14 protein-coding genes and 1 tRNA gene are annotated in these 19,464 nt (G+C 54.1%); 9 read left to right on the forward strand and 6 right to left on the reverse strand.

Annotated elements, in window-relative coordinates; genetic code table 11:
* The 6 genes from OXG87_23785 to OXG87_23810 all read right to left on the reverse strand — a co-directional run.
* The coding region (locus OXG87_23785) for a tetratricopeptide repeat protein (protein MCY3872575.1) at positions 1–1,010 on the reverse strand (1,010 nt) is incomplete at its 3' end.
* 26 nt (positions 1,011–1,036) lie between these two features.
* Positions 1,037–1,924, reverse strand: coding sequence for a DMT family transporter (locus OXG87_23790; GenBank protein MCY3872576.1), 888 nt, complete (start codon positions 1,922–1,924; stop codon positions 1,037–1,039).
* A 68-nt stretch (positions 1,925–1,992) separates the two neighbouring features.
* A tRNA-Leu gene (locus OXG87_23795) sits at positions 1,993–2,079 on the reverse strand.
* Between the two features lie 77 nt (positions 2,080–2,156).
* Positions 2,157–3,116, reverse strand: a complete 960-nt coding sequence (locus OXG87_23800) for a mannonate dehydratase (GenBank protein ID MCY3872577.1) — start codon at positions 3,114–3,116, stop codon at positions 2,157–2,159.
* Positions 3,113–4,054, reverse strand: a complete 942-nt coding sequence (locus OXG87_23805) for a COX15/CtaA family protein (protein ID MCY3872578.1) — start codon at positions 4,052–4,054, stop codon at positions 3,113–3,115. Before OXG87_23805 ends, OXG87_23800 begins: the two co-directional genes overlap by 4 nt.
* A gap of 12 nt (positions 4,055–4,066) precedes the next feature.
* A complete protein-coding gene (locus tag OXG87_23810) occupies positions 4,067–4,240 on the reverse strand; it encodes a hypothetical protein (protein MCY3872579.1) in 174 nt (57 codons plus the stop codon).
* A gap of 92 nt (positions 4,241–4,332) precedes the next feature.
* Here OXG87_23810 and OXG87_23815 point away from each other — a divergent pair, with 92 nt between their 5' ends.
* The 9 genes from OXG87_23815 to OXG87_23855 all read left to right on the forward strand — a co-directional run bounded on the left by OXG87_23815 (position 4,333) and on the right by OXG87_23855 (position 19,201).
* Positions 4,333–5,304, forward strand: a complete 972-nt coding sequence (locus OXG87_23815) for an aldo/keto reductase (GenBank protein MCY3872580.1) — start codon at positions 4,333–4,335, stop codon at positions 5,302–5,304.
* Between the two features lie 87 nt (positions 5,305–5,391).
* A complete protein-coding gene (locus OXG87_23820) occupies positions 5,392–7,848 on the forward strand; it encodes a tetratricopeptide repeat protein (GenBank protein ID MCY3872581.1) in 2,457 nt (818 codons plus the stop codon).
* A gap of 43 nt (positions 7,849–7,891) precedes the next feature.
* Positions 7,892–8,746 carry a DUF4159 domain-containing protein gene (locus OXG87_23825; protein ID MCY3872582.1) on the forward strand — a complete coding sequence of 285 codons (855 nt, stop codon included), beginning with the start codon at positions 7,892–7,894 and terminating at the stop codon, positions 8,744–8,746.
* Between the two features lie 95 nt (positions 8,747–8,841).
* Positions 8,842–9,792: an AAA family ATPase gene (locus OXG87_23830; GenBank protein MCY3872583.1), complete on the forward strand. Its 951-nt coding sequence runs from the start codon at positions 8,842–8,844 to the stop codon at positions 9,790–9,792.
* Between the two features lie 11 nt (positions 9,793–9,803).
* Complete coding sequence (locus tag OXG87_23835) at positions 9,804–10,736, forward strand: DUF58 domain-containing protein (protein ID MCY3872584.1); 933 nt, start codon at positions 9,804–9,806, stop codon at positions 10,734–10,736.
* Positions 10,736–12,652 (forward strand): BatA and WFA domain-containing protein, encoded by a 1,917-nt coding sequence (locus tag OXG87_23840; GenBank protein MCY3872585.1) that lies wholly within the window; start codon positions 10,736–10,738, stop codon positions 12,650–12,652. Before OXG87_23835 ends, OXG87_23840 begins: the two co-directional genes overlap by 1 nt.
* On the forward strand, positions 12,649–15,882 hold the full coding sequence (locus tag OXG87_23845) for a hypothetical protein (GenBank protein MCY3872586.1): 3,234 nt from the start codon (positions 12,649–12,651) through the stop codon (positions 15,880–15,882). Before OXG87_23840 ends, OXG87_23845 begins: the two co-directional genes overlap by 4 nt.
* Entirely contained in the window at positions 15,879–18,236 is a 2,358-nt protein-coding gene (locus tag OXG87_23850) for a hypothetical protein (GenBank protein MCY3872587.1), read from the forward strand. The genes OXG87_23845 and OXG87_23850 overlap by 4 nt, the downstream gene beginning before the upstream one ends.
* Complete coding sequence (locus tag OXG87_23855) at positions 18,233–19,201, forward strand: hypothetical protein (protein MCY3872588.1); 969 nt, start codon at positions 18,233–18,235, stop codon at positions 19,199–19,201. The genes OXG87_23850 and OXG87_23855 overlap by 4 nt, the downstream gene beginning before the upstream one ends.
* The last annotated feature ends 263 nt before the right edge of the window (positions 19,202–19,464 follow it).

The following is a 19,464-nucleotide window of genomic DNA, read 5'->3' on the forward strand; positions in this document are numbered from 1 at the left end:
ACTGCGGTCGCTTCTGCCATTGGCATATTTTTGAGCTGGATATAGGCTTCAAAGACCATTGGCAAAGCGGGTCTTTGAAGGTCTGGCCGTTTTTTCAGGACGGGTTGCAGGATTTCGATCGCGTGGGCGGGTTGACCGGTTTTGAATGCTATGATGCCCAGGCGAAATTGCGCGGTGGTGTGAGAGGGATCAGCTTTTAGTTGCCTGTCATAAGCGTCTTCGGCTTTTTCAAATTTGCCTCTGGACTCGTAAAAAACACCCAGCTTAAAATACGTGTCTGAGTATTCTGGAGACCGTTTGATCAACCTTTTGAGGCTGTTTTCCGCCTCTACGCTTTTCATTATCAAATCGCACATTGCCAGGCTGTAATAGGCTGCGCTGTATTTGCGGTCCCAGGCCATTGCCTCCAGCAATAGTTTTCTCGCGCGCCATCGCTGTTTTGGTACCCGTAGAAGTGATAGCGCCCTGCCATTTCTGGCTTCGAATAGGCGTTTGTCGCGTTCGAGTGCCTGTATAAACAGTTTTTCTGCTTCGCTTTCCCGGTTCTGTTCCAGATTGAGATAGCCGAGCGCACACATCGCGACTGCGTCTTCGGGATTGTGCATCAGAAGGCGTGTACAGATTTGTACGGCCTCCACAACTTGTGTGGAATCGGGTGGCACAGCGCCTGTCCAATAGGTTTTTGGGAGCAATTTTTTTTGTTCAAAATAAGCATCTGATACGGAAAACCGCCGCTGCCCGAGATGGTAGCCATAGTAGTATTTGAGTACGAGCGGATTGTGTGCTTGCCAGAATGCGTCTAAGAATGGTCCCTTTTTTTCGCGTGGTAGATTTCGATAAATCGCTGCCGAATCAGCACCTGCGATTTCTTTAATGAGTTGGCTCGCTGCGGTGTCCTCGCGGTGACCATAGCTTTTCTGAAGTGCGGGTTCGGATATTTGTCCTTCGACATTCTGGACAAGAGATAGGATGACCAATGCTCCGATATGCGATCTGATGGCAAAAGACATGTACGGCTCCTCTGGTCAGCGGAAGGTCAAAGTACGAGCAGAACGCCAGCCACGCAGAGTGCAATCCCTGCGAGAAGGCGGAGCGTAATTTGTTCTTTGAGAAAGATCACGGCCAGAATAAGTGAGAGGACGGGTGTTGCTGTTGTCAGTGTTGCTGTTTTGGCTGGTCCGATGAACAGAACGGCTTCGACGTAGAAGAAAGATCCGAAGCCCATGCCCAGAAGTCCGGTCGTGGCAATCAGAGCAAATGTCCGCCATCCGATATCGCGCAGGTTGCCGCGCCCCTGATTGAGCCGCCAAATGCCAAATAATGCCATGGCTACGAGTGGCATTCGCACGCTGTTGGCCTGAATACTTGTGAGATGCGTCATCGCGGGTTTGAGCATGGTGGTGCTCAACCCCCAGAGCAAGGCTGTAAGAAGTGCGAAGACTATCCCGCGCTTAAGGCGGATGGGGTGTTCCTGTGTGTCTGTGCGATTCTGGCGTGGTCGCTGAGAGAGTAAGATAACGCCAGATGCCGCCAAAACACATCCAAAAATAAAGGTGCGAGTGACGGGTACATCGAGCAGCAATTGCTCCCAAATTAGCGTTGTAATTGGAAGCGTGCCAACCAGAGCCATTGTGCGCGATACGCCAATTTCTTTCATGGCGTGCAAATAGAGTTGGTCGCCAATGACTATGCCGATGAATACGGAGCCGATCAGAAGTCCCCATTCGTGCAGCGGTACGTTGACCAGTGTGGATAGGGGGGGACCAAAAGGCAATAGCATCCAGAAAAAAGGTCCAGAAATCCCACAGCGGATGGCTGTGATGAGTGCCGATGATTGGTGCTGGGATAGCGTTCTTAAGACGAGGCTGGTGGATGCCCATACCAGTGACGCCCCGAGTGCAACCCCTTCGCCGTAATTGATCACCCTCGCGCTCCGTTGTGTATAAAAAAGGGTTATGCCGAGCGGCATAACCCTTGCTATGCGAGAATTTATGGTGCCGAAGGTGGGATTCGAACCCACACGGGCCTAAGCCCACGGCGCCCTGAACGCCGCACGTCTACCAGTTCCATCACTTCGGCACCTGATCCAGTGCGAAGGCAAATATATCAAATCGCTTATGGGTTGTCAAGATGGTGAGCGCGTCGCAGTCGCCGCATTATGGCAGGGCGGCAAGGGCGGCGAATAGGGCTTTGATGTAGCCCACGGAGTAAGCCAGCCCACCAGTGATGGGATCGTTGTCGCCTTCGAGCCCGGGAATGTGGTCGGGATTCAGGCAGCCATCAAAGCCCACGCGGTTGAGTTCCAGCAGGAGCTTAAACATGTTCATGTCGCCGTCGTCGAGCAGGGTTTCTTCAAAACCGCGCGCTGTGGCGAGTGAGCCGCGCACATTGCGGAAGTGTATCATGAAGATGCGGCCTTTGCGCCCGTAGTTGTTAATTTCGTCGAGGACGAGCGGTGAGCCGCCCGCTTCGGCGCGGGTGCCGCAGCAGTAGAGATAGCCCACTTGTGCGCTGGGAAAGGCGTCGATGACGCGGTGAAATCCCAGGCCGCCCAGTGGGGTGTCCGGGTTGGGGGTGTCGGACGGGTGAATGGCGAGCTTGATCCCGGTTTCTTCGGCTATGGGCACGAGGTTTTCATAGACGATGCAGAAGTGTTTCCACCAGTCTTGCAGGGCTTCGTAATCGGGTGTTTCGGGTACGGGATTGGTCAGTGCCTGACTTTCGCCTCGCGAGAGGTATCCGCCGCGGTGTTCAGATCGGTAGCGAAACATGAGTTCGTTAAAGGTGTCGCCCCAGAATCGCTGTCGGGCAATGGGTACGCCTGCTTCGGCAAGTATGCGCAGTGCCGTACATGTATTTTCGAGTTCTTTTTCGCCGCCAGGTTGATCGGTCATAAATTTTTCCGTGATATTTGGTAGGCTGACGCGGTTGATCGACAGGCCCCAGGACTGGATTTTTTTCTTCACTTTTAGAAGTTCATCCAGGTCGGGATACCCCTGTTCTGCAACGCCGGGGATGTCCGTATCAGTCCCAAAATCGAGGGCGTCAGCGCCGAGTTGGGTTACAAATCGCAGATACGAATCGGAGAGTTCGCGGTGCCAGACGGAAATTTTCATGAAGACCTCCTTGTGTTGATGGTTCTCAGTGTGAGCCACAGAGTATAGACCGCGCAGATTAGCAGGGCCGCGGTCACGAGATGGAGTACTTGAAATACGCGGGGTAGGCCGCCATACGCCAGAGCTATGCCATTGGCTGCTTGAAACAGAATGAGTGCGAATGCGAGGTAGCTGCTCACTTTGAGCAAGCCTCCTATTGCATTTTTGCGTATGATATAGACGAGATAAGCGGCAACGGCAATGACCACCCAGGTGAAAGAGCGATGGATGTGATCCATGAGGCCAATATTGGCGATCCACGCACTGCGAGCGACGCCCTCACTGTTTTTGATGTAGGGATCGATGGCTTCGCGCACCTGTGTGCCGAGTAGCATTTGAATACATACGATGATGAAGAGCAGGGCAGAGAGGTGGGCGAGTACTTTAGGGGAGGGCAATGTGGTGGGAAGGCGGATGTCAACGGCGCGAAATGTGACGTAGAGCAACAGGCATAGGAGTACCATTGCGCCCGCCATGTGCAGGGTGATCATGCCGGGTTTGAGGCCGGATTGTACGACTTGTCCGCCAAGCCAACCTTCAAAGCCTACGAGGAAGACCGCTATTAGCGATCCGTAGAAGATGGCGGGGTGTGTTTTTCGGTATGGGATGGCGCGCAAGAAGGTGGCGATGACCAGAAGGCCGATGATCATGCCGATGAGGCGGTTGATGTATTCGATCCACATTTTGATCGCGTTGAAGTCTTCGATGTTTAGCCCGCGTTCTGCGAGATAGGCCCGGTCGATGTCGTCGATACTCGAGGGCGGAAACCAGCAGCCCCAGCACCGGGGCCAGTCGGGACATCCCAGGCCCGCGCCCGAAACGCGCACGAGACTGCCAACGCCGATGAGCAAGAGGATCGCAACGAGGGTGGTGATGGCGGTTTTTTGGAATGCGTTCATAAAACCTGCTGACTACCGCTTCTCTTTTAACATTTCGTCAATGGCTTTGCGCACTGTGCGTCGCCACGCCCATTCGGACATTTCATCCCAGTTGTCGATATTTTTGGGTTTGCGAAAATACAGGTAGAGTTCAATGCCCATATAGACCCAAAATGCGATAAAAATAAAGATGAAGACCCAGATCATAGTATATTGCGAAGTCGCGAGACAGTGTTATGTTATAGCGATAGTGGTAAAGATAAGGAAAAAGATTGCACAAGCAACTGTTAGGAGGAGAGATGGAGTATCGCGTTTTGAGAGGGACGGGTATTCGCGTGTCGCGTATATGTTTGGGGGCTATGACATTTGGGGATCAGGCCGATGAGGCTACGTCTATTCGCATGGTGGATACGGCTCTGGATGCCGGTGTGAATTTTATCGATACGGCAGATACTTATGTGAATGGCGTGTCCGAAGAAATTGTGGGCAAGGCACTCAAGGGCAAACGCGACCGGGTGATTTTGGCGAGTAAGATCGCCAATTTTGTCGGGCAGGACGAGATTAAGGATCAGGGGTTGCACCGCTGGCATGTGATTCGGGGGGTGGAAGCGTGTTTGAAGCGGTTGCAGACCGATTGTCTGGATATTCTGTATTTGCACAAGCCCGATTGGGATACGCCTCTTGAAGAGACAATGGCGGCGTTTGATACGTTGGTACAACAGGGGAAGATCATATATGTGGGGATGTCGAATTTCGCTTCATGGCAGGTGATGAAAGCGCTTTGGAAATGCGATGTGAACAATTGGGCATCGCCCGTGGTGTTGCAGGTGCCCTATAATTTGATTACGCGGAGTATTGATGAGGAGTGCGTTGCGTTTAGCCGTGAAATGAATATTGGAATGGCTGTATATAATCCGCTCGCTGCCGGCATGCTGACGGGCAAGCACACGCGAGATACCGAACCTGCAGCGGGTACGCGATTCGATTTGAATCGAGATTATTACGGCAGGTTCTGGTATGATCGCAATTTTGATGCGCTTGATGCATTGAAGCAGATTGCACATTCTGCGGGCAAGACGATGATTGAATTGTCTTTGCAATGGCTGATGTCACAGTCGATTGTCGATTCGATGATTTTGGGTGCGAGCAAGTTGGAACATCTAACGCACAATATTCAGGCGGCAGATGGGCGTCTGGATGAGGATGTCCTGAAGGATTGTGACGCGGTGTGGCGCAATGTGCGCGGGGGGCATTTTCCGTATAATAGGTGAGAGGTGAATGGGAACAAACCAGATGATATTGGTGTCGAAATTTTGAAAGCGCGGACCAGTGTATGCAGGTTGTTGGGATTTATGATTATGTTGCGAATTGTCAAAATCACATCTTTAATCTGTGCAATTCTCCTTAGCTTTGTTGCGGAAAGCGTTTCTGCGCAGGAGACGGATTATCGCGTGCTGTGGGCGCGGGGCGATTATGCCGAGGCGGTGAAAGTGCTCGAGCGCGCGTCTTATCACCCGTGGTCAACGCGGCGGGATTATGCCGAGTTGCTGGCGTTGACGGGGCGCGTTGACGAAGCGATTGAGCAACTGGAAGGGATTGGAAGTGCGCTCGATGCGACCGTGCGCCTGGCCGAATTGTATCGCCTGCGAGGTCGGATAGGCGATTATGGCCTGGCATTGATGAAGGCTGAGAATCAGGTGCGCTTGTTGTCGGAATATCGCCATGATGTCGATGATTTGATCGCAATTGCACGTCTGCGCGAGTTACAGGGCGAAGATCCCAAATCGCTGTTACGGTTTTACAATTTGATGGCTGAAGTTTTTCCCAATAGCGCGTCTGTGCTGGTTGCGGCGGGCAATCTGGCGCTGGACAAACGCGCTTTTGATGTGGCGGCAGAAAAATACGGCGCAGCGCTCGCGTTGGACCCCGAGAACCAGGAGGCTTTGGCGGGGCTGATGTGGTGTTATTATCGCGCGGGTGATGATCGGGTTTTGGAGGTGATGGCGCAACTTCTCGCCCTTAACCCGAATCATTTAGAGGTTCAGCGGTTGCAAGTCGAGCAATTGCTGGATCGCAACGAACCACGTGATGCGCTTGAGGTGCTGGATTCTATTCTGTCTGTTAATCCAAACCACCTGAAAGCACTGGGGTTAAAGGCGGCGGCATTTTTTTTGTTGGACGATTCTGTGTCGATGCAAAAGACACAGGAACGGGCCTTGGCTTTTAATGGATATTTTTCAGGTGCTTTTCGCATTCCCGGGCGCATTGCGTCTCGGCAATACCGATTTGAAGACGGGCGTGCTTTTCAAGCGCGTGCGTTGGAAATTGATGCAAAAGATGTCGAGGCGCGCTTGCTGTTGGCGTACGATTTGTTGCGGTTGGGCAAAGATGTCGAGGCGCGGAGCGAGTTGGAGCGGGTTTTTGCTGCCGATCCATATAGCGTGCGGGCGTATAATTTGCTCGAAGCTGCCGATGCGATTGATGGTTTTGAGACGATATCGCACGGTATTTTCAAGTTGCAATTGCCCAGACAAGAAGCCGAGGTGATGTCCGATGAGTTGTTGAAGCTGCTCAATGAAGCGGCTTTGTACTATCAGAGGAAATACCATATTGAGTTGCACACGCCCGTGGTGGTGCAGGTGTTTGACGATCACGATGTGTTTATGGTGCGGTCGGTTGGGCTGCCGGGCAATGCAGGGCATTTGGGTATTTGTTTTGGTCGGTTGGTTACGATGGATTCTCCCCGGGCGCGACCACCTGGCACGATGAACTGGCAACAGGTGTTGTGGCACGAGTTTGTGCATGTGATTACGCTGCAAAAGACCCGCAATCGCATGCCACGCTGGTTGTCGGAGGGGATTTCTGTTTATGAAGAGACGCAAAAAGATGTGTCGTGGGGACAGCGACTGGGGCCGGAATTTAAGCATATTGTGGATGGCGAGGGATTTCCGGCTGTCGGCGATCTCGGGCGGTTTTTTACCGATCCAGAAACGCCGATGCATCTGATGTATGGGTATTTTGTATCGGGCGAGTTTGTGGCTTTTTATGTGAATCACTACGGTCACGATGCACTGGTGACGGCACTGGGCCGCATTGGCGATGGCATGGAGGCTGTTGAGGCGTTGATTTCGGCCAGTGGTGTTTCTGCTCGTATTGTGGATGAGCGGTTTATGGAGTATCTGGGGAATCGATGCGCCCCCCTCAGAGCGCTGTCCAAAGATTCGGAGTTTCGCCAGAAATTAAATGCGGGGAAAGAGGCAGTTGAGGCAGAGAACTGGGCGGATGCAGAGCAGTTTTTTCTGGAGGCGTATGATTTGTATCCAGATTATGCAGCGGAGGATGCGCCCTTGCGCCTATGGGTGGATGCCGGTGCTGTGCGCGGTGATTCGGAGTGGTATCGCAGTGCATTAAAAAAGCTCGTTGGATGGGATGCGATGGCGCATGAAGCCTGTCTGACTTTGAGTGGATTTTATGTGAAGGATAGAGACTGGGCGGCTGCGCGTGCCGTGCTGGATCGGGCATTGGCTGTGCGTCCTTTTCAGGTTGAGATACTGACGCGAAGTGCCGAGGTTCACGAGATGCTGGAAGACTGGGATGCGGCTATCGCGGATTGGCGTCGGCTTATTTATCTGGATGTACCGGGGCGTGCCGAGCACCGGCTCAATCTGGCGGAGGCGCTCGCAAAAAAGGGCGAGTTTGTGGCAGCAAAAGCCGAGGTGCTCGCGCTGTTGGAAACCATGCCGCATTTTTGGGATGCGCAACAGCTGTTGTTGCAATTGGTGGAGGCAAAAGTATCCGCAGATGAACGCAGATGAAAGGTGAGGAGTTGGGGATTGGGACTGATTTGGAGATTTCACAATGCGAATTGTTATAGCGTGTTTGTTGGTGCTGTTGATGCCCGAGTGGGATGTCGATGCTCAGGTTGGACGCAGACGTCGAGGTCATATTGAGCGAATGGAGCGCGATATTTTTCCGGGTAATACGTTTACGTTTTGTCGTATCGAGTATTCGAATTATACGGGCGATGATGATTGGGGGTATCGGCGGCGACGGGGCAGTTGGGCGGTGGATTATCCCGAGTCGGATGTGAATTTTTCTCTGCGTTTGTCTCAAATTACAACGCTCAATGTGAATCGCACAGAAGATGGGCAGTTTAAGCACGTGGTCGTGCGTCTCGATGATCCCGAGGTGTTTAAGTATCCGTTTATTTATATGCTCGAGGTGGGACGGATGGCGCTGAGTGTGTCCGAGCAGGAGGGGTTGCGCGATTATTTGTTGCGCGGTGGTTTTTTGCTGGTGGATGATTTCTGGGGGGATGATGCGTGGCGAAATTGGGAGTACGAGATTGCTCAGGTGTTACCACCCGATGAATTTCCCCTGGTGGATATTCCACTGGATCACGAGTTGTTTCACATTGTGTTTGATATCAAGGAGGTGCCGCAGGTGCCGGGTCTGGGTAGTTTCTGGGACTGGCAATCGACGGGGATTACTTATGAGGGCTGGGCAGGGCGTTATGACCAATACGGTTCTGAGGCGCACTGCAAGGGTATTTTTGATCGGGATGGGCGGTTGATGGTCGTGGTGATGCACAATACAGATTTGGGCGATGGCTGGGAGCGCGAGGGCGAGAATTACGAGTATTTCCGCAATTTTTCCGCGCCCAAGGCGTATCCGATGGGTATTAATATCGTGGTGTATGCGATGACGCATTAAGATAATTGAGGTGACTTTTGGGAGAAGCCATTCAAAAACAAGAAACGCCATTTGAAGCCGAGGCGATAGGCAAGTTGCGCGATGGTCGCGCGCGGATGATGGAGCAGATTCGCAAGGTGATCGTCGGGCAGGATGAGGTTATTGAGTCGCTGTTGATAGTGTTGTTTAGCGGCGGTCATTGTTTGTTGACAGGGGCGCCGGGTTTGGCAAAGACGCTGCTGGTGCGTACGATTGCGAAAATTTTGGATTTGGATTTTAAGCGCGTGCAGTTTACGCCGGATCTAATGCCTTCGGATATAACGGGTACAGAGATTATCGATGAGGATCGCGTGGGCGGGCACCGCGAGTTGCGGTTTATTCCGGGTCCTGTTTTTACGCATATTTTGCTGGCTGATGAGATTAACCGCACGCCGCCCAAGACGCAGGCCGCACTGCTGGAGGCGATGGAGGAGAAGCAGGTGACGATAGGGGGTAATTTGCACGCGCTGGAGCAACCGTTTTTTGTTCTGGCGACGCAGAATCCCATTGAGTTGGAGGGTACTTATCCACTGCCCGAGGCGCAGTTGGATCGCTTTATGATGAATATCTGGATCGATTATTTGGCGGAAGATGAAGAGTTGGATGTGGCGACGCGCACGACGTCGATTGAGGTCGAAGAGGTCGAGCCTGTGTTTACGGGTGCAGATATGCTCGATTTTGCCAGGTTGGTGAGGATGGTTCCGGTTGCCGAGCCTGTGGCGCGTTATGCCGTGCAACTGGTGCAGGCGAGCCGCCCGGGCGATGCGGCGCCGGATTTTGTGACTTCATGGGTGAGTTGGGGCGCGGGCACTCGCGGCGTGCAGGGGTTGTTGCTGGGGGCGAAGGCGCGGGCGTTGCTCAAGGGACGATATCACGTTTCTTTTGGCGATGTTCAAGCGGTTGCGCCCAATGTGTTGCGCCATCGCATTTTGACCAATTTTAGAGCCGAAGCCGATCGCGTAAATGCCGAGGATGTTATCAATCGGTTGCTGGAGACTGTTCAGCCGCCGGAAGCGGATCTGGCATGAGTCTGACCGCTATGCAAAATTCTATTTACACATATCTCGATCCGGCTGAGTTGGCGCGTATTGCAGATCTGGAGCTTTTAGCGCGTACGGTTATTTCCGGGTTGCAAGGTGGGGCGCATCGCAGTATTCACCACGGGGCATCGGTTGAGTTTGCCCAATATCGCCCTTATGCGTGGGGCGATGATTTGCGCTTTGTGGATTGGCGGCTGTACGGTCGGAGTGATCGGCTGCACGTGAAGCAGTTTCAGGATGAGCGCAATTTGCGGTGTACTGTTTTGCTGGATTGCAGCGCGTCTATGGACTACGGCTCGGGAGATGTGAGCAAGTTCCGGTATGCACAGATGCTGGCGGCGTGTCTGGTGATGCTGGCTTCTGGTCAAGGGGATGCCGTGGGTTTTGCCGCTTATCATCGGGAATTGATTGCGCATGTGCCAGCGCGTCGTCGAGACGGGCAACGCCATCGCATTTTGATGGAGATCGACAATTTGAGGCCCGCGGGTGAAGAGACGGATACGGCGGGGACGTTGCGCGTGATGGGCGATATGTTGCCTGCACGAGGCATGGTGGTGTTGATCGGCGATTTGTTGCATCCGGCAGATGAGATGATTTTGCATTTGCGTTCCCTGCGGGCGCAGCGTCACGATGTGCTGGTGTTGCAGGTGAGCGATCCGGCTGAGCAGACGTTTCCCTTTGATCGGTCGGTGACGCTGGTAGATGCCGAGGATAGTCGCGAGCAATTTGCCGTGCCGGAAGAGGTGCGCGAAGCTTATTTGGATAATCGCAGGCGACATTTTGACGCGATAAGAGAAGCGTGTCTATCGGCGGAGATCGATATTGAAGAGTTCGCGTGTTCTGAACCTCTGGATATGGCGTTGCATCGGTTTTTACATCGGCGCAACGATGGTCTGATTGCGCCCAGCAGACGATCGCGGGGAGGTGTTTGATGGGGTTGCTGGTTCCGCTATTTGCATTTGGTGTTGCGCTGATTGGCATTCCCTATTTTGTACATCGCATTCGCCGTCCCGAGCGTGAAACTGTACGGTTTAGCAGTTTGATGTTTGTGCCCGATGTCAAGCGCGAGGTGATCGAGCGCAGGCGCGTTCAACACATTGTGTTGATGTTGTTGCGAATGGCGGTTCTGATTGCCCTGGCACTTGCGTTTGCGCGGCCTTTCCGCGAGATGCTGTTGAATGCTGAAGCGGCGTCTTTGGGGACGACTGATCATGTGATTGCGATGGATGTTTCGCTGAGTATGGGATATGACGGGGTGTGGGAGCGCGCGAAGGTGGGGGCGAAATCCGTGCTGGAGACTGTGGGGTCGGGGGATCGGGTTGGGTTTGTGCGTTTTGCACAGCAGGCCGTGGTCGATGTGCCGCTTTCAAGTGATGTGGCAGATGTGCGACGCGCTATTGAGATCGCCGATGTGACGTGGGGACATACGGATTATGCTGCGGCACTTCAGGCAGTTGAGCATGTTTTTGCGGCTGATACCGCGCAGGTGAAGCGCGTGGTGCATGTGATCAGCGATTTTCAGGCGAGTGGTATGCCGCTGTCCGATATGGGATGGCGATTGCCGGGCGCGATTGAGCTTCAAGCGGTTGACGTGGGGGCGAACGCTGTGTCCAATGCGTCGGTTGACGCGCTCGCTGTGCGGGCTGTAAAGGACGATGTATTGCGGGTTCGCGCTCGCGTGAGAAATTGGTCTGGGCAAGGGGGACTTGCCGCGCAACTGGTGGTTGATGGAGAGGTGATAGAAACGCGCGATGTGACGGTGTTGCAGGGCAATGCGACACAGGTGGCTTTTTCCGTGCCTTTGAAGGATGGGATAAACGGATATGTCGCGCTTGCGGGAGGCGATGGGTTGCAGCGAGATGATCGCCGTTTTTTTGCGTGGCTTGCCAAACCGCAACATCCCATCGCGGTGTTGAATGCTTCGGAGTCTTCGCGGTTTATGCTCAAAGCTGCTGTGCCTGAGGGCGCGGATTGGCGATTGACATGGTCTGGAGAGCTTATGGGGTCGGCGGTGATTGCCGAGGATGTGACTTCTGTAATCGAGTTTAGAGAATATGTTGAGAATGGCGGTGCGCTGTTTTTGCCACTTCGCAGGGATGCCGCTATTCAGTCTGTGAATGCCTTGTTCACACACGCGAATATCCGGGTTTCCGGGGTGGAGGATGCGGGTTATGCCGCGCTGGCGTGGGTGGATTTGGAACATCCCATTTTTCGCCCTTTCAGGGGGGCGCGGTTTAACGATTTTTCATCTGTGCGCTATGAGAATTACCACGTTATTACCGCCGACAGTTCAGCTGCGGTGCTGGCAAAATACGACGATTTAATGCCCGCTATTGTCGAGGGCAGAATAGGAGAAGGACGCATCCTGGTCTGGGCTGGTGGAATGGGGTTTGATAGGTCAAATTTGGCGCGGACGCCGCGGTTTGTACCTTTGTTGCACGAGACGTTGCGCTATTTATCGGGTGATCGGGAGATCGAGACAGATTATCAGGTGGGCGATGCCATGAGTGCTTCTGATGTGGTGGAACGGGTTCTGGGGCCAGAGAGATCGGATTCTGTAGTTGGCGTTGCGCGTATATTCCAGGTGCCCGGCGTATATCAATGGGGAACGCAAATCGCATCGGTCAATATCATAGACCGAGAGAGCGATTTGGCGCGGATAACGCCCGCGGAATTTGAGATTCGGTTGTGCGATGCGCCCGTGTTATTTCAGAGTGATGGCAAACCAGCGGCTGATCTTTCGATTGTGTATGAATACGGTCGCTGGATACTCGGATTTTTGCTTGCCTTGCTTTTGCTCGAACATTTTTACGCCGCGTATTTGAGTGCGCGGGAGGTACGGACATGATACCATTGCTACCGCTTAAATTGGAACACGCGATCCGCGAAGTGGCTGCGCAGTTTGAGCGACGGCGGCGTTTGCAGGGGCGGTTGATGTTTGGCGCGGTGTTTTTGGGTTTGCTGATTGGGTTGTGCGCTGTGGTGGCTTTTGCCGATCGCGTGCCTGTGATTGTGCCGGTGATAGCATTTCTCATTCTGGTCTTTGGTGCGGGGTATAAGTGGTTGTATGTGCCGCAACGTACGGAGGTGACGCGAGAGCAGATCGCGCTGTTTCTCGATGCACATCATCCCGAGCTTGAGGACCTGATTGTGAGCACTGTATCGCTGCACGGATCAACGCCGGTTTCCGAGTGGATGACCGAGCAGGTGTTTCAGCAGGTGCGCGAATTGTCGGCGATACAGGCGCCACCTGTGATTGATTTGCGCGTTTTGAAGCGGGTGCGCCGCGCGGTTGTCGGAGTTTGGGGATTGGGTGCTGTTGTGTTGCTCATGGCATTGTGGCAGGTTGATCTGCGCGATATTGCAGGGCGGTTGTTTTTTGCACCGGTTTTGCCATTGCCCTATACCGTTGAACCGGGTGATGCGCGGGTGCGCCGCGGGGCGCATCAGATGGTTTGGGTGACGACAGATCTTATGGGTGCGAGCAAGGCGATTCAGTGGCGGACATCGGGCGGGGACTGGCAAACCGCGCCCTTAGAGCCTGGAGAGGCTGGCGATGTGTTTGCCCACCAGTTGCGCGATTTGTATGCCGATACGGAATACCAGGTGCAGGTTGGGGCTTATCGTTCCGAGGTCTATACACTTTCGGTGTGGACGCCGCCCGAGGTGGTGTCGATTGGACTCCTGTATCGCTATCCCGACTATTTGGAGATGGAGGACCGGGACGTGCCTTATGGCGGCGATATTACTGCACCCGAAGGTACGGAGGTCGTTGTGTCGGTAACGGTGAATAAAGCGTTGGAGAAGGCCTCGCTGATATTGGATGATGGGGAAGAAATGGCGTTGAAAAAGTCAGATGATGCCTTGTGGGAAGGCGCGCTGTCGATTACAGAGAATGGTACATACGAGGTGGCGTTGCGAGATGCCGGTGGCGAGGAAAACGAGTATGCGCGTGCGTATAAAATTACGGCGAAGGTCGATCAGCCGCCGCGCATTCAGGTTCGTTTTCCCCGAGGGGATGACGAAGCTACGGCAATTGAGGAGGTGGCTTTTGGGTTTTCGATAAAAGACGATTATATGCTCACGGATTACGGTTTGCAATACGAGGTGGCTGGGCGCGATCCCGTGCGGATTTCTCTCAAGACGGAGACAGCGCGGATAGAGAGTGCCGAGGGTGAGTATCCGATGGCATTGGAAGGTCTGGGTCTCGCGGCGGGCGATTTTATTACCTGGACGGTCTGGGCAGAAGATGGCAAGCCGGGACGGTCTGAGATTGAGACTCTGGGCGATCCCTATTTTTTGGAAATTCGGCCGTTTGAACGGCTCTATCGCCAGGCTGTGAGCAATGAGGGTGGTCAGCAGGGGCAGGGCAGGGGGCAACGGGGGGGCGCAGAGGGCCAGAAGCAGGTGATTATTGCGATCTGGAATTTGCGCAAAGGCGCGTCGGAAATGGATTGGGAGGAATACGATGAGCAAAAACACGCTATTATTGAGGCGCAGGAGAATGTTCAGGGTTCTGTGAGGAATCCAGCAGCGGATTTGGAAGCGGAGTTTGCAGGTGTTGTCGAGGCATTGCACGAGGCGTCTTTTGAATCTCCGGATGCGGCATTGGCAAGGGCATGGGGGCACGCACAGCGCGCGTATCGATACCTGTTGCAGAGGAGACCGAGAGAGGCTGAGATCGTGCAAAACAGGCAGCGACAGCGTGGCGGTGGGGGGCAGGCACAGCAACGCGAGTTGGATGGTCTGGAGTTGGCGCAGCGACGAGATTTTCGGGAAGAAGCATCTACATTGCAACAGCAACTTGCGGAGACGGCAGAGGCACAAAATAAAATTGAGGAATTGACCAGGCGGCAGGCGGCGATTAACGAAGATGTGGCGCAGTTGATTTCAGAGGCGGAAAAGCTGGAGCGCGAGGCGCGCGAAGAGGCCGAACGTCGCCTTGAGCAGTTGCGCGAGGCGCAGCGCCAGACGATGGACGCGCTCGATGCAGTCAATGGCGAGATTGCGTCTGGGGATATGGACCCACAACAGGCGCGGCGGGCGCGGGAACAATTGGAAGGCGCGCGGCGGCAGATGAGTCGCAGTGCGCAAAATCTGAATAACGATCAGTTGCAACGGGCGCGGGCTGCGGGCAATCGCGCTTTGGACGCCTTGCGCGATGTGCAAGAGCAATTGGGCAATTTATCGCGCGGGGCTGCGGCTGAGCGCATGAGAATGTTGCAAGATAATATGGATAGTTTACGCGCCCAACAGCGGGGGTTGGTCGCACAGGCTCAGGAGCAGCAGACGCAGCGCGAAACCCTGTCTGATTCGGAGCGCGCATTGAGCGAGATGCTCGAGGACAAGCAACGCACGGCCGATCAGTTCCGCGATATGATGGAGGAGGCGAGTGCGTTGGCAGAAAAGGCTGCAGAAAGCCAGGGTTTGATGGCGCAAAAACTCAATGACTGGCTGCGCGAGACGAGCCGAGAGGGCATTTTTGAAGATATGCAAGCGGGCGAGCGATTGGTGAGATTGGGGGCGTGGCGGGCATCGGAAACACACGAGCGAGACGTGGCGGAGAAGTTGGATCAGGCGGCTGAAAAACTCGATGGTGTCGCGCAACTTCTGGTGCGCGACGATCTGGAGGCGCTGGAGCGGGCGCAGGAGCGTCTGGAGGCGGTAATGGGGGGAGAAGGAGGGGATGGTGACGGGCGATTTGGATGGGGTCCGCAAGGTCCCGATGCGTTGCGACGTTTTGCCGAAGGCGGTTTTCGCGATTGGATGAATCGCTTGCGCGAGGCCGAGTCGCTTTTGCCGGCTGATTTAGGTGTGCGACAGCGTTTGACGGGTATCCGCGAAGATCTGGCGGGCATTGGGCGCGATTATTATCGCAAGGGGGCGGTGCCACAATACGATTTGATTTTCGAGCGCGCGATCAAGCCTTTGACGCTGTCTGCCGAAGAATTATCGGTGCTGATTCGCGAGCGAAAAGGAGACTATGGCCTTTCTGCTGGCAAGGCAGACGAAATTCCCGAGCAATACCGCGCCCGCGTTGCCGAGTATTTTAAAGCGTTGACGGAAAGTGAGAAGTGACTGACTGGTTATTACACTTGTTGGCCGGGGATCGCGCCGCTGTATATCGGGATGTGCGATTTGTATTGGATGTCGCATGGCCTGTGGCGCTGGTCCTTCTCGGCGTTGTTTTTTGTGCGAGTGTGGTGTTCTGGCACAGGCGGAGACCCGCGCTTTCAAAGGTGTTGATTGGGCTGCGCGCGGTGGCGTTGACGCTGGTGCTATTTTTGTTATTGGGACCTGCGCTGGTGGCGCGGAAATTGGAGCCTGGTACGCATTTTGTGCCTGTTTTGTTTGATGATTCCCGCAGTATGACGGTGCCCGAATACGATGGGCAGGCGCGAGCAGAGCGATTTGTGCAGGTGTATCAGGGATCGGATTTTGAGCGCGTGTTGACGCAATCCCATCAGGTGGCGCGGTTTCGGTTTGGCAGCACAACAGCGCGCGTAAATGAGGTTGGAGACCTCGCGTTTGATCAGGGGCGAACAGATATTGTCGGCGCAGTTCGCGGGGTGCTCAAGCAAATGTCCGGGACTGCGGTGTCGGCTGTGGTGGTGTTTAGCGATGGGGTGCAGCAAAGTGCCGCGCCTGTTCAGATAACGGATTTGTCCCGCGATGTGCCCGTTTTTACAGTGGGGATAGGACGCGATGATCTCTGGCGCGATCTGGCATTGGCGGATGTGTCGGTGTCGCGCGTGCGATCCGATGAGGTGGCGGTTACAGCGCGGGTAGTGGCCGAGGGGTTGGGCGGTGAAGATGTGGTGGTCGATGTGCTGGATGGCAAGCGGGTGGTGGCGTCGTCACCGCTTTCCATTGTAGGGACGGAAGAAGAGAATTACGTGCGGCTCAATTTTGATCCGCAAAGAGATGGCTGGGTATCACACCGCGTGCGGGTGCGTTTGGCAGATACTACGGATGTTGCGACCAAAGATCGCATTGCTGAGAATAATGCTCGGGATATTCTGGTGGATAATCGCGAGCGCGTTTTTCGCATTTTGTATTTTAGCGGGCGTCCCAATTGGGAGGGCAAGTTTTTGCGGCGTGCCTTAGACGGGGCGCCCCAGCTTGTTCTGTCGAGTCTGGTTCGCATTTCTGGTGCCGAGCGCAAGTTTGTTTTCCGGGGGCGCGATGCGACAATGGCGAATCCCCTGTTCGAGGGCTTTGACGATCAGGCGTTGAATGCGCCGCGTTATGACGAAGCGGTTTTTATCCGCATTGGTGTGTCAGAATCAGAGTTGGCGGGTGGGTATCCTTCAGATATATCAGAGTTTTTTCGCTACCATGTGGTGATCTGGGGGGATATTGAGCGCGATTTTTTTTCTCTTGCTCAACTCAATTTGACGCGGGAATTTGTGTCCAAACGGGGGGGCAGTTTTTTGATGCTGGGCGGTCCCCGCGCGTACTCAGAGGGCGGGTGGGCGCATTCGACTATTGAACCGATGTTGCCCGTTGTGCTGGGTCCTGCAGGTGATTACGAAGATGTGGTTTTTCGCGCTAAGCCGACGATTGAAGGTGTATTGTCGGGGGTCTGGTCTTTGAGCGAAGATACCGAAGTCAATGCCGATCAGTGGGCGAATTTGTCCGTGCTTTACGGGATTAATGCGTTTGCGTCTGTGCGCGCTGGTGCAACGGTGATGGCGACGGTGGATGCCGAGTCCGAAGCTGTGGATGGACAACCGCTATTTGCCTGGCAGCGGTATGGAGAGGGTTTGAGTGCTGCGCTGGGTACGGGCGAGACGTGGCAATGGCAGATGATGCAGAATGTTGAAGATGCCGCTCACGAACGCTTTTGGCGGCAGTTGGCGCGATTGCTGGCGATGCGGGTGCCAGAGCCTGTGACGATGATCGATAGCGGCGAGGATGTTGTCTTAGGAGACATGCGCGATTTGAAGTTTGTGGTGCGCGATTCTCTTTTTGAACCCCGCGAAGGTCTGTCCGTCGATGTGCAGGTCGAGATACCGAATGGTGGGGCGATTAGATTGCCTGTTTCTGAATCTATTGCGGAGGTGGGCGCGTATTCTGCAACTTTTGAGGCTACAGAAGCGGGATTGCACCGCGTAAGGCTCACGGCGCGAGATTCCGATGGCGCAGATGTTGGGCAGTTGGACGCGGCTGTGCTGGCGCGTCCGGACCATCTCGAGTTTTTGTCTGCGCGTTATAATCCCGATTTTTTAAAACGCCTGTCTGCACACACGGGGGGCAAATTTATCGCGTTGGACGCGCTCGACGAATTGGCTGAGCAGATTCCATATACCGACCAAGCTCATGCGCGATTGGATCGTTTTCCATTGTGGCATTTTCCGCCTTTTTATATTCTACTCGTGTTGTTGCTTTGCGTTGAATGGTATTTGAGACGGAAGGGGGGAGAGCCGTGAAATTATGGGTTTTCCCAATTTGTGTGTTGATGCTGACACAGGCAAATGCCGCTGTTTTTGATGTGATCATCAGCGGTAGTGGTGGAGAGGACGCGTATTCCGAGCGGTTTGACGATTGGGGGCAGCGTTTGCGCCAGGTGCTGGTTGAGCGATGCGATCACCCCGCGGCAAATGTGCTATTGGTAAATGAGACGGGTGAGAATGCCGATGGTAATTCATCAATAAAAGGCATCCGCAATGTATTCCGCGGTTTGTCGGAGCGGATAACACCGGGTGACGATGTGTTCATTTTTTTGATTGGACACGGGAGCTATCGGCGCCAGGTTGGCAAGTTGAATATTCCCGGTGCGGATTTGACAGCGGAGGATCTGGATAGATTTTTGAAGACGTTATCCGCGAAGCGCATTATTGTCGTTAATAGTGCGTCGATGAGTGCGCCTTTTGTCAATGCTCTGAGCCGGGATGGGCGTATTATATGCGCGAGTACGCGCAGTACAGATCAGCGCAATGCCACGCAATTTATGCGTTTTTTTGTGCAGGCATTGGAGGATGGCAGTGCCGATCAAGACCGCGATGACCGCATTTCGGTTCTGGAGATTTGCACCCAGGCGTCTTCACTGACAGATGCCTGGTTTTTGAGTGAGGGGCTGATTGCGACAGAGAACGCGATTCTGGACGATAATGGCGATGGGTTGGGTACGCGTCTGTCCGATATCGACGCGGGCGATGGGATGTTGGCAGACCGTTGTTTTTTGCTCAATTTTCGCGTTCCCAAAGGCGCTTCGCCCGCGCTTGTTGCAGCTTATGGTAAGGCGATTGACGAGGTTCAGGCTCTGGTGAAGAAAAAAGCGACGATGGATTCTGCAACCTATTACCAATTGCTGGAGCGCGAGTTGGTGAAGGCTGCGAAGTTGAATCGGGAAATTCGAAAGCAACCACCGATGAACACAGATGGACACAGATGAGAAGACAAAAGAAGGCAGCGAGTGTGAGTTGATGTGTGCATTCCGGAGAGGGGTGGCATCCTGTGGTATCTTGGAAATCTTGGAAATCCTGATCAAGGGAGGTTTTTATGTTGACGGACGAACAGGTGCAGCAGTTTCGAGAAGATGGGTATATCGTTTTTGAAAGCCTGATCCAGGGCGAGCGATTGGCCTATTACAAGCAGGTGTTTGATTAAATGGTCGCAGAGGGACGCAAATTGACCGAAGCGGAGCCGCAGTGGACG

This window comes from Gemmatimonadota bacterium, from assembly GCA_026706845.1.
Lineage (GTDB): Bacteria > Latescibacterota > UBA2968 > UBA2968 > UBA2968 > VXRD01.

Coding starts and splice junctions, on each gene's coding strand:
- OXG87_23800 (MCY3872577.1), bottom strand. CDS start 3,116: ATGAAAATTTCCGTCTGGCACCGCGAACTCTCCGATTCGTATCTGCGA.
- OXG87_23805 (MCY3872578.1), bottom strand. CDS start 4,054: ATGAACGCATTCCAAAAAACCGCCATCACCACCCTCGTTGCGATCCTC.
- OXG87_23810 (MCY3872579.1), bottom strand. CDS start 4,240: ATGATCTGGGTCTTCATCTTTATTTTTATCGCATTTTGGGTCTATATG.
- OXG87_23815 (MCY3872580.1), top strand. CDS start 4,333: ATGGAGTATCGCGTTTTGAGAGGGACGGGTATTCGCGTGTCGCGTATA.
- OXG87_23820 (MCY3872581.1), top strand. CDS start 5,392: ATGTTGCGAATTGTCAAAATCACATCTTTAATCTGTGCAATTCTCCTT.
- OXG87_23825 (MCY3872582.1), top strand. CDS start 7,892: ATGCGAATTGTTATAGCGTGTTTGTTGGTGCTGTTGATGCCCGAGTGG.
- OXG87_23830 (MCY3872583.1), top strand. CDS start 8,842: ATGATGGAGCAGATTCGCAAGGTGATCGTCGGGCAGGATGAGGTTATT.
- OXG87_23835 (MCY3872584.1), top strand. CDS start 9,804: ATGCAAAATTCTATTTACACATATCTCGATCCGGCTGAGTTGGCGCGT.
- OXG87_23840 (MCY3872585.1), top strand. CDS start 10,736: ATGGGGTTGCTGGTTCCGCTATTTGCATTTGGTGTTGCGCTGATTGGC.
- OXG87_23845 (MCY3872586.1), top strand. CDS start 12,649: ATGATACCATTGCTACCGCTTAAATTGGAACACGCGATCCGCGAAGTG.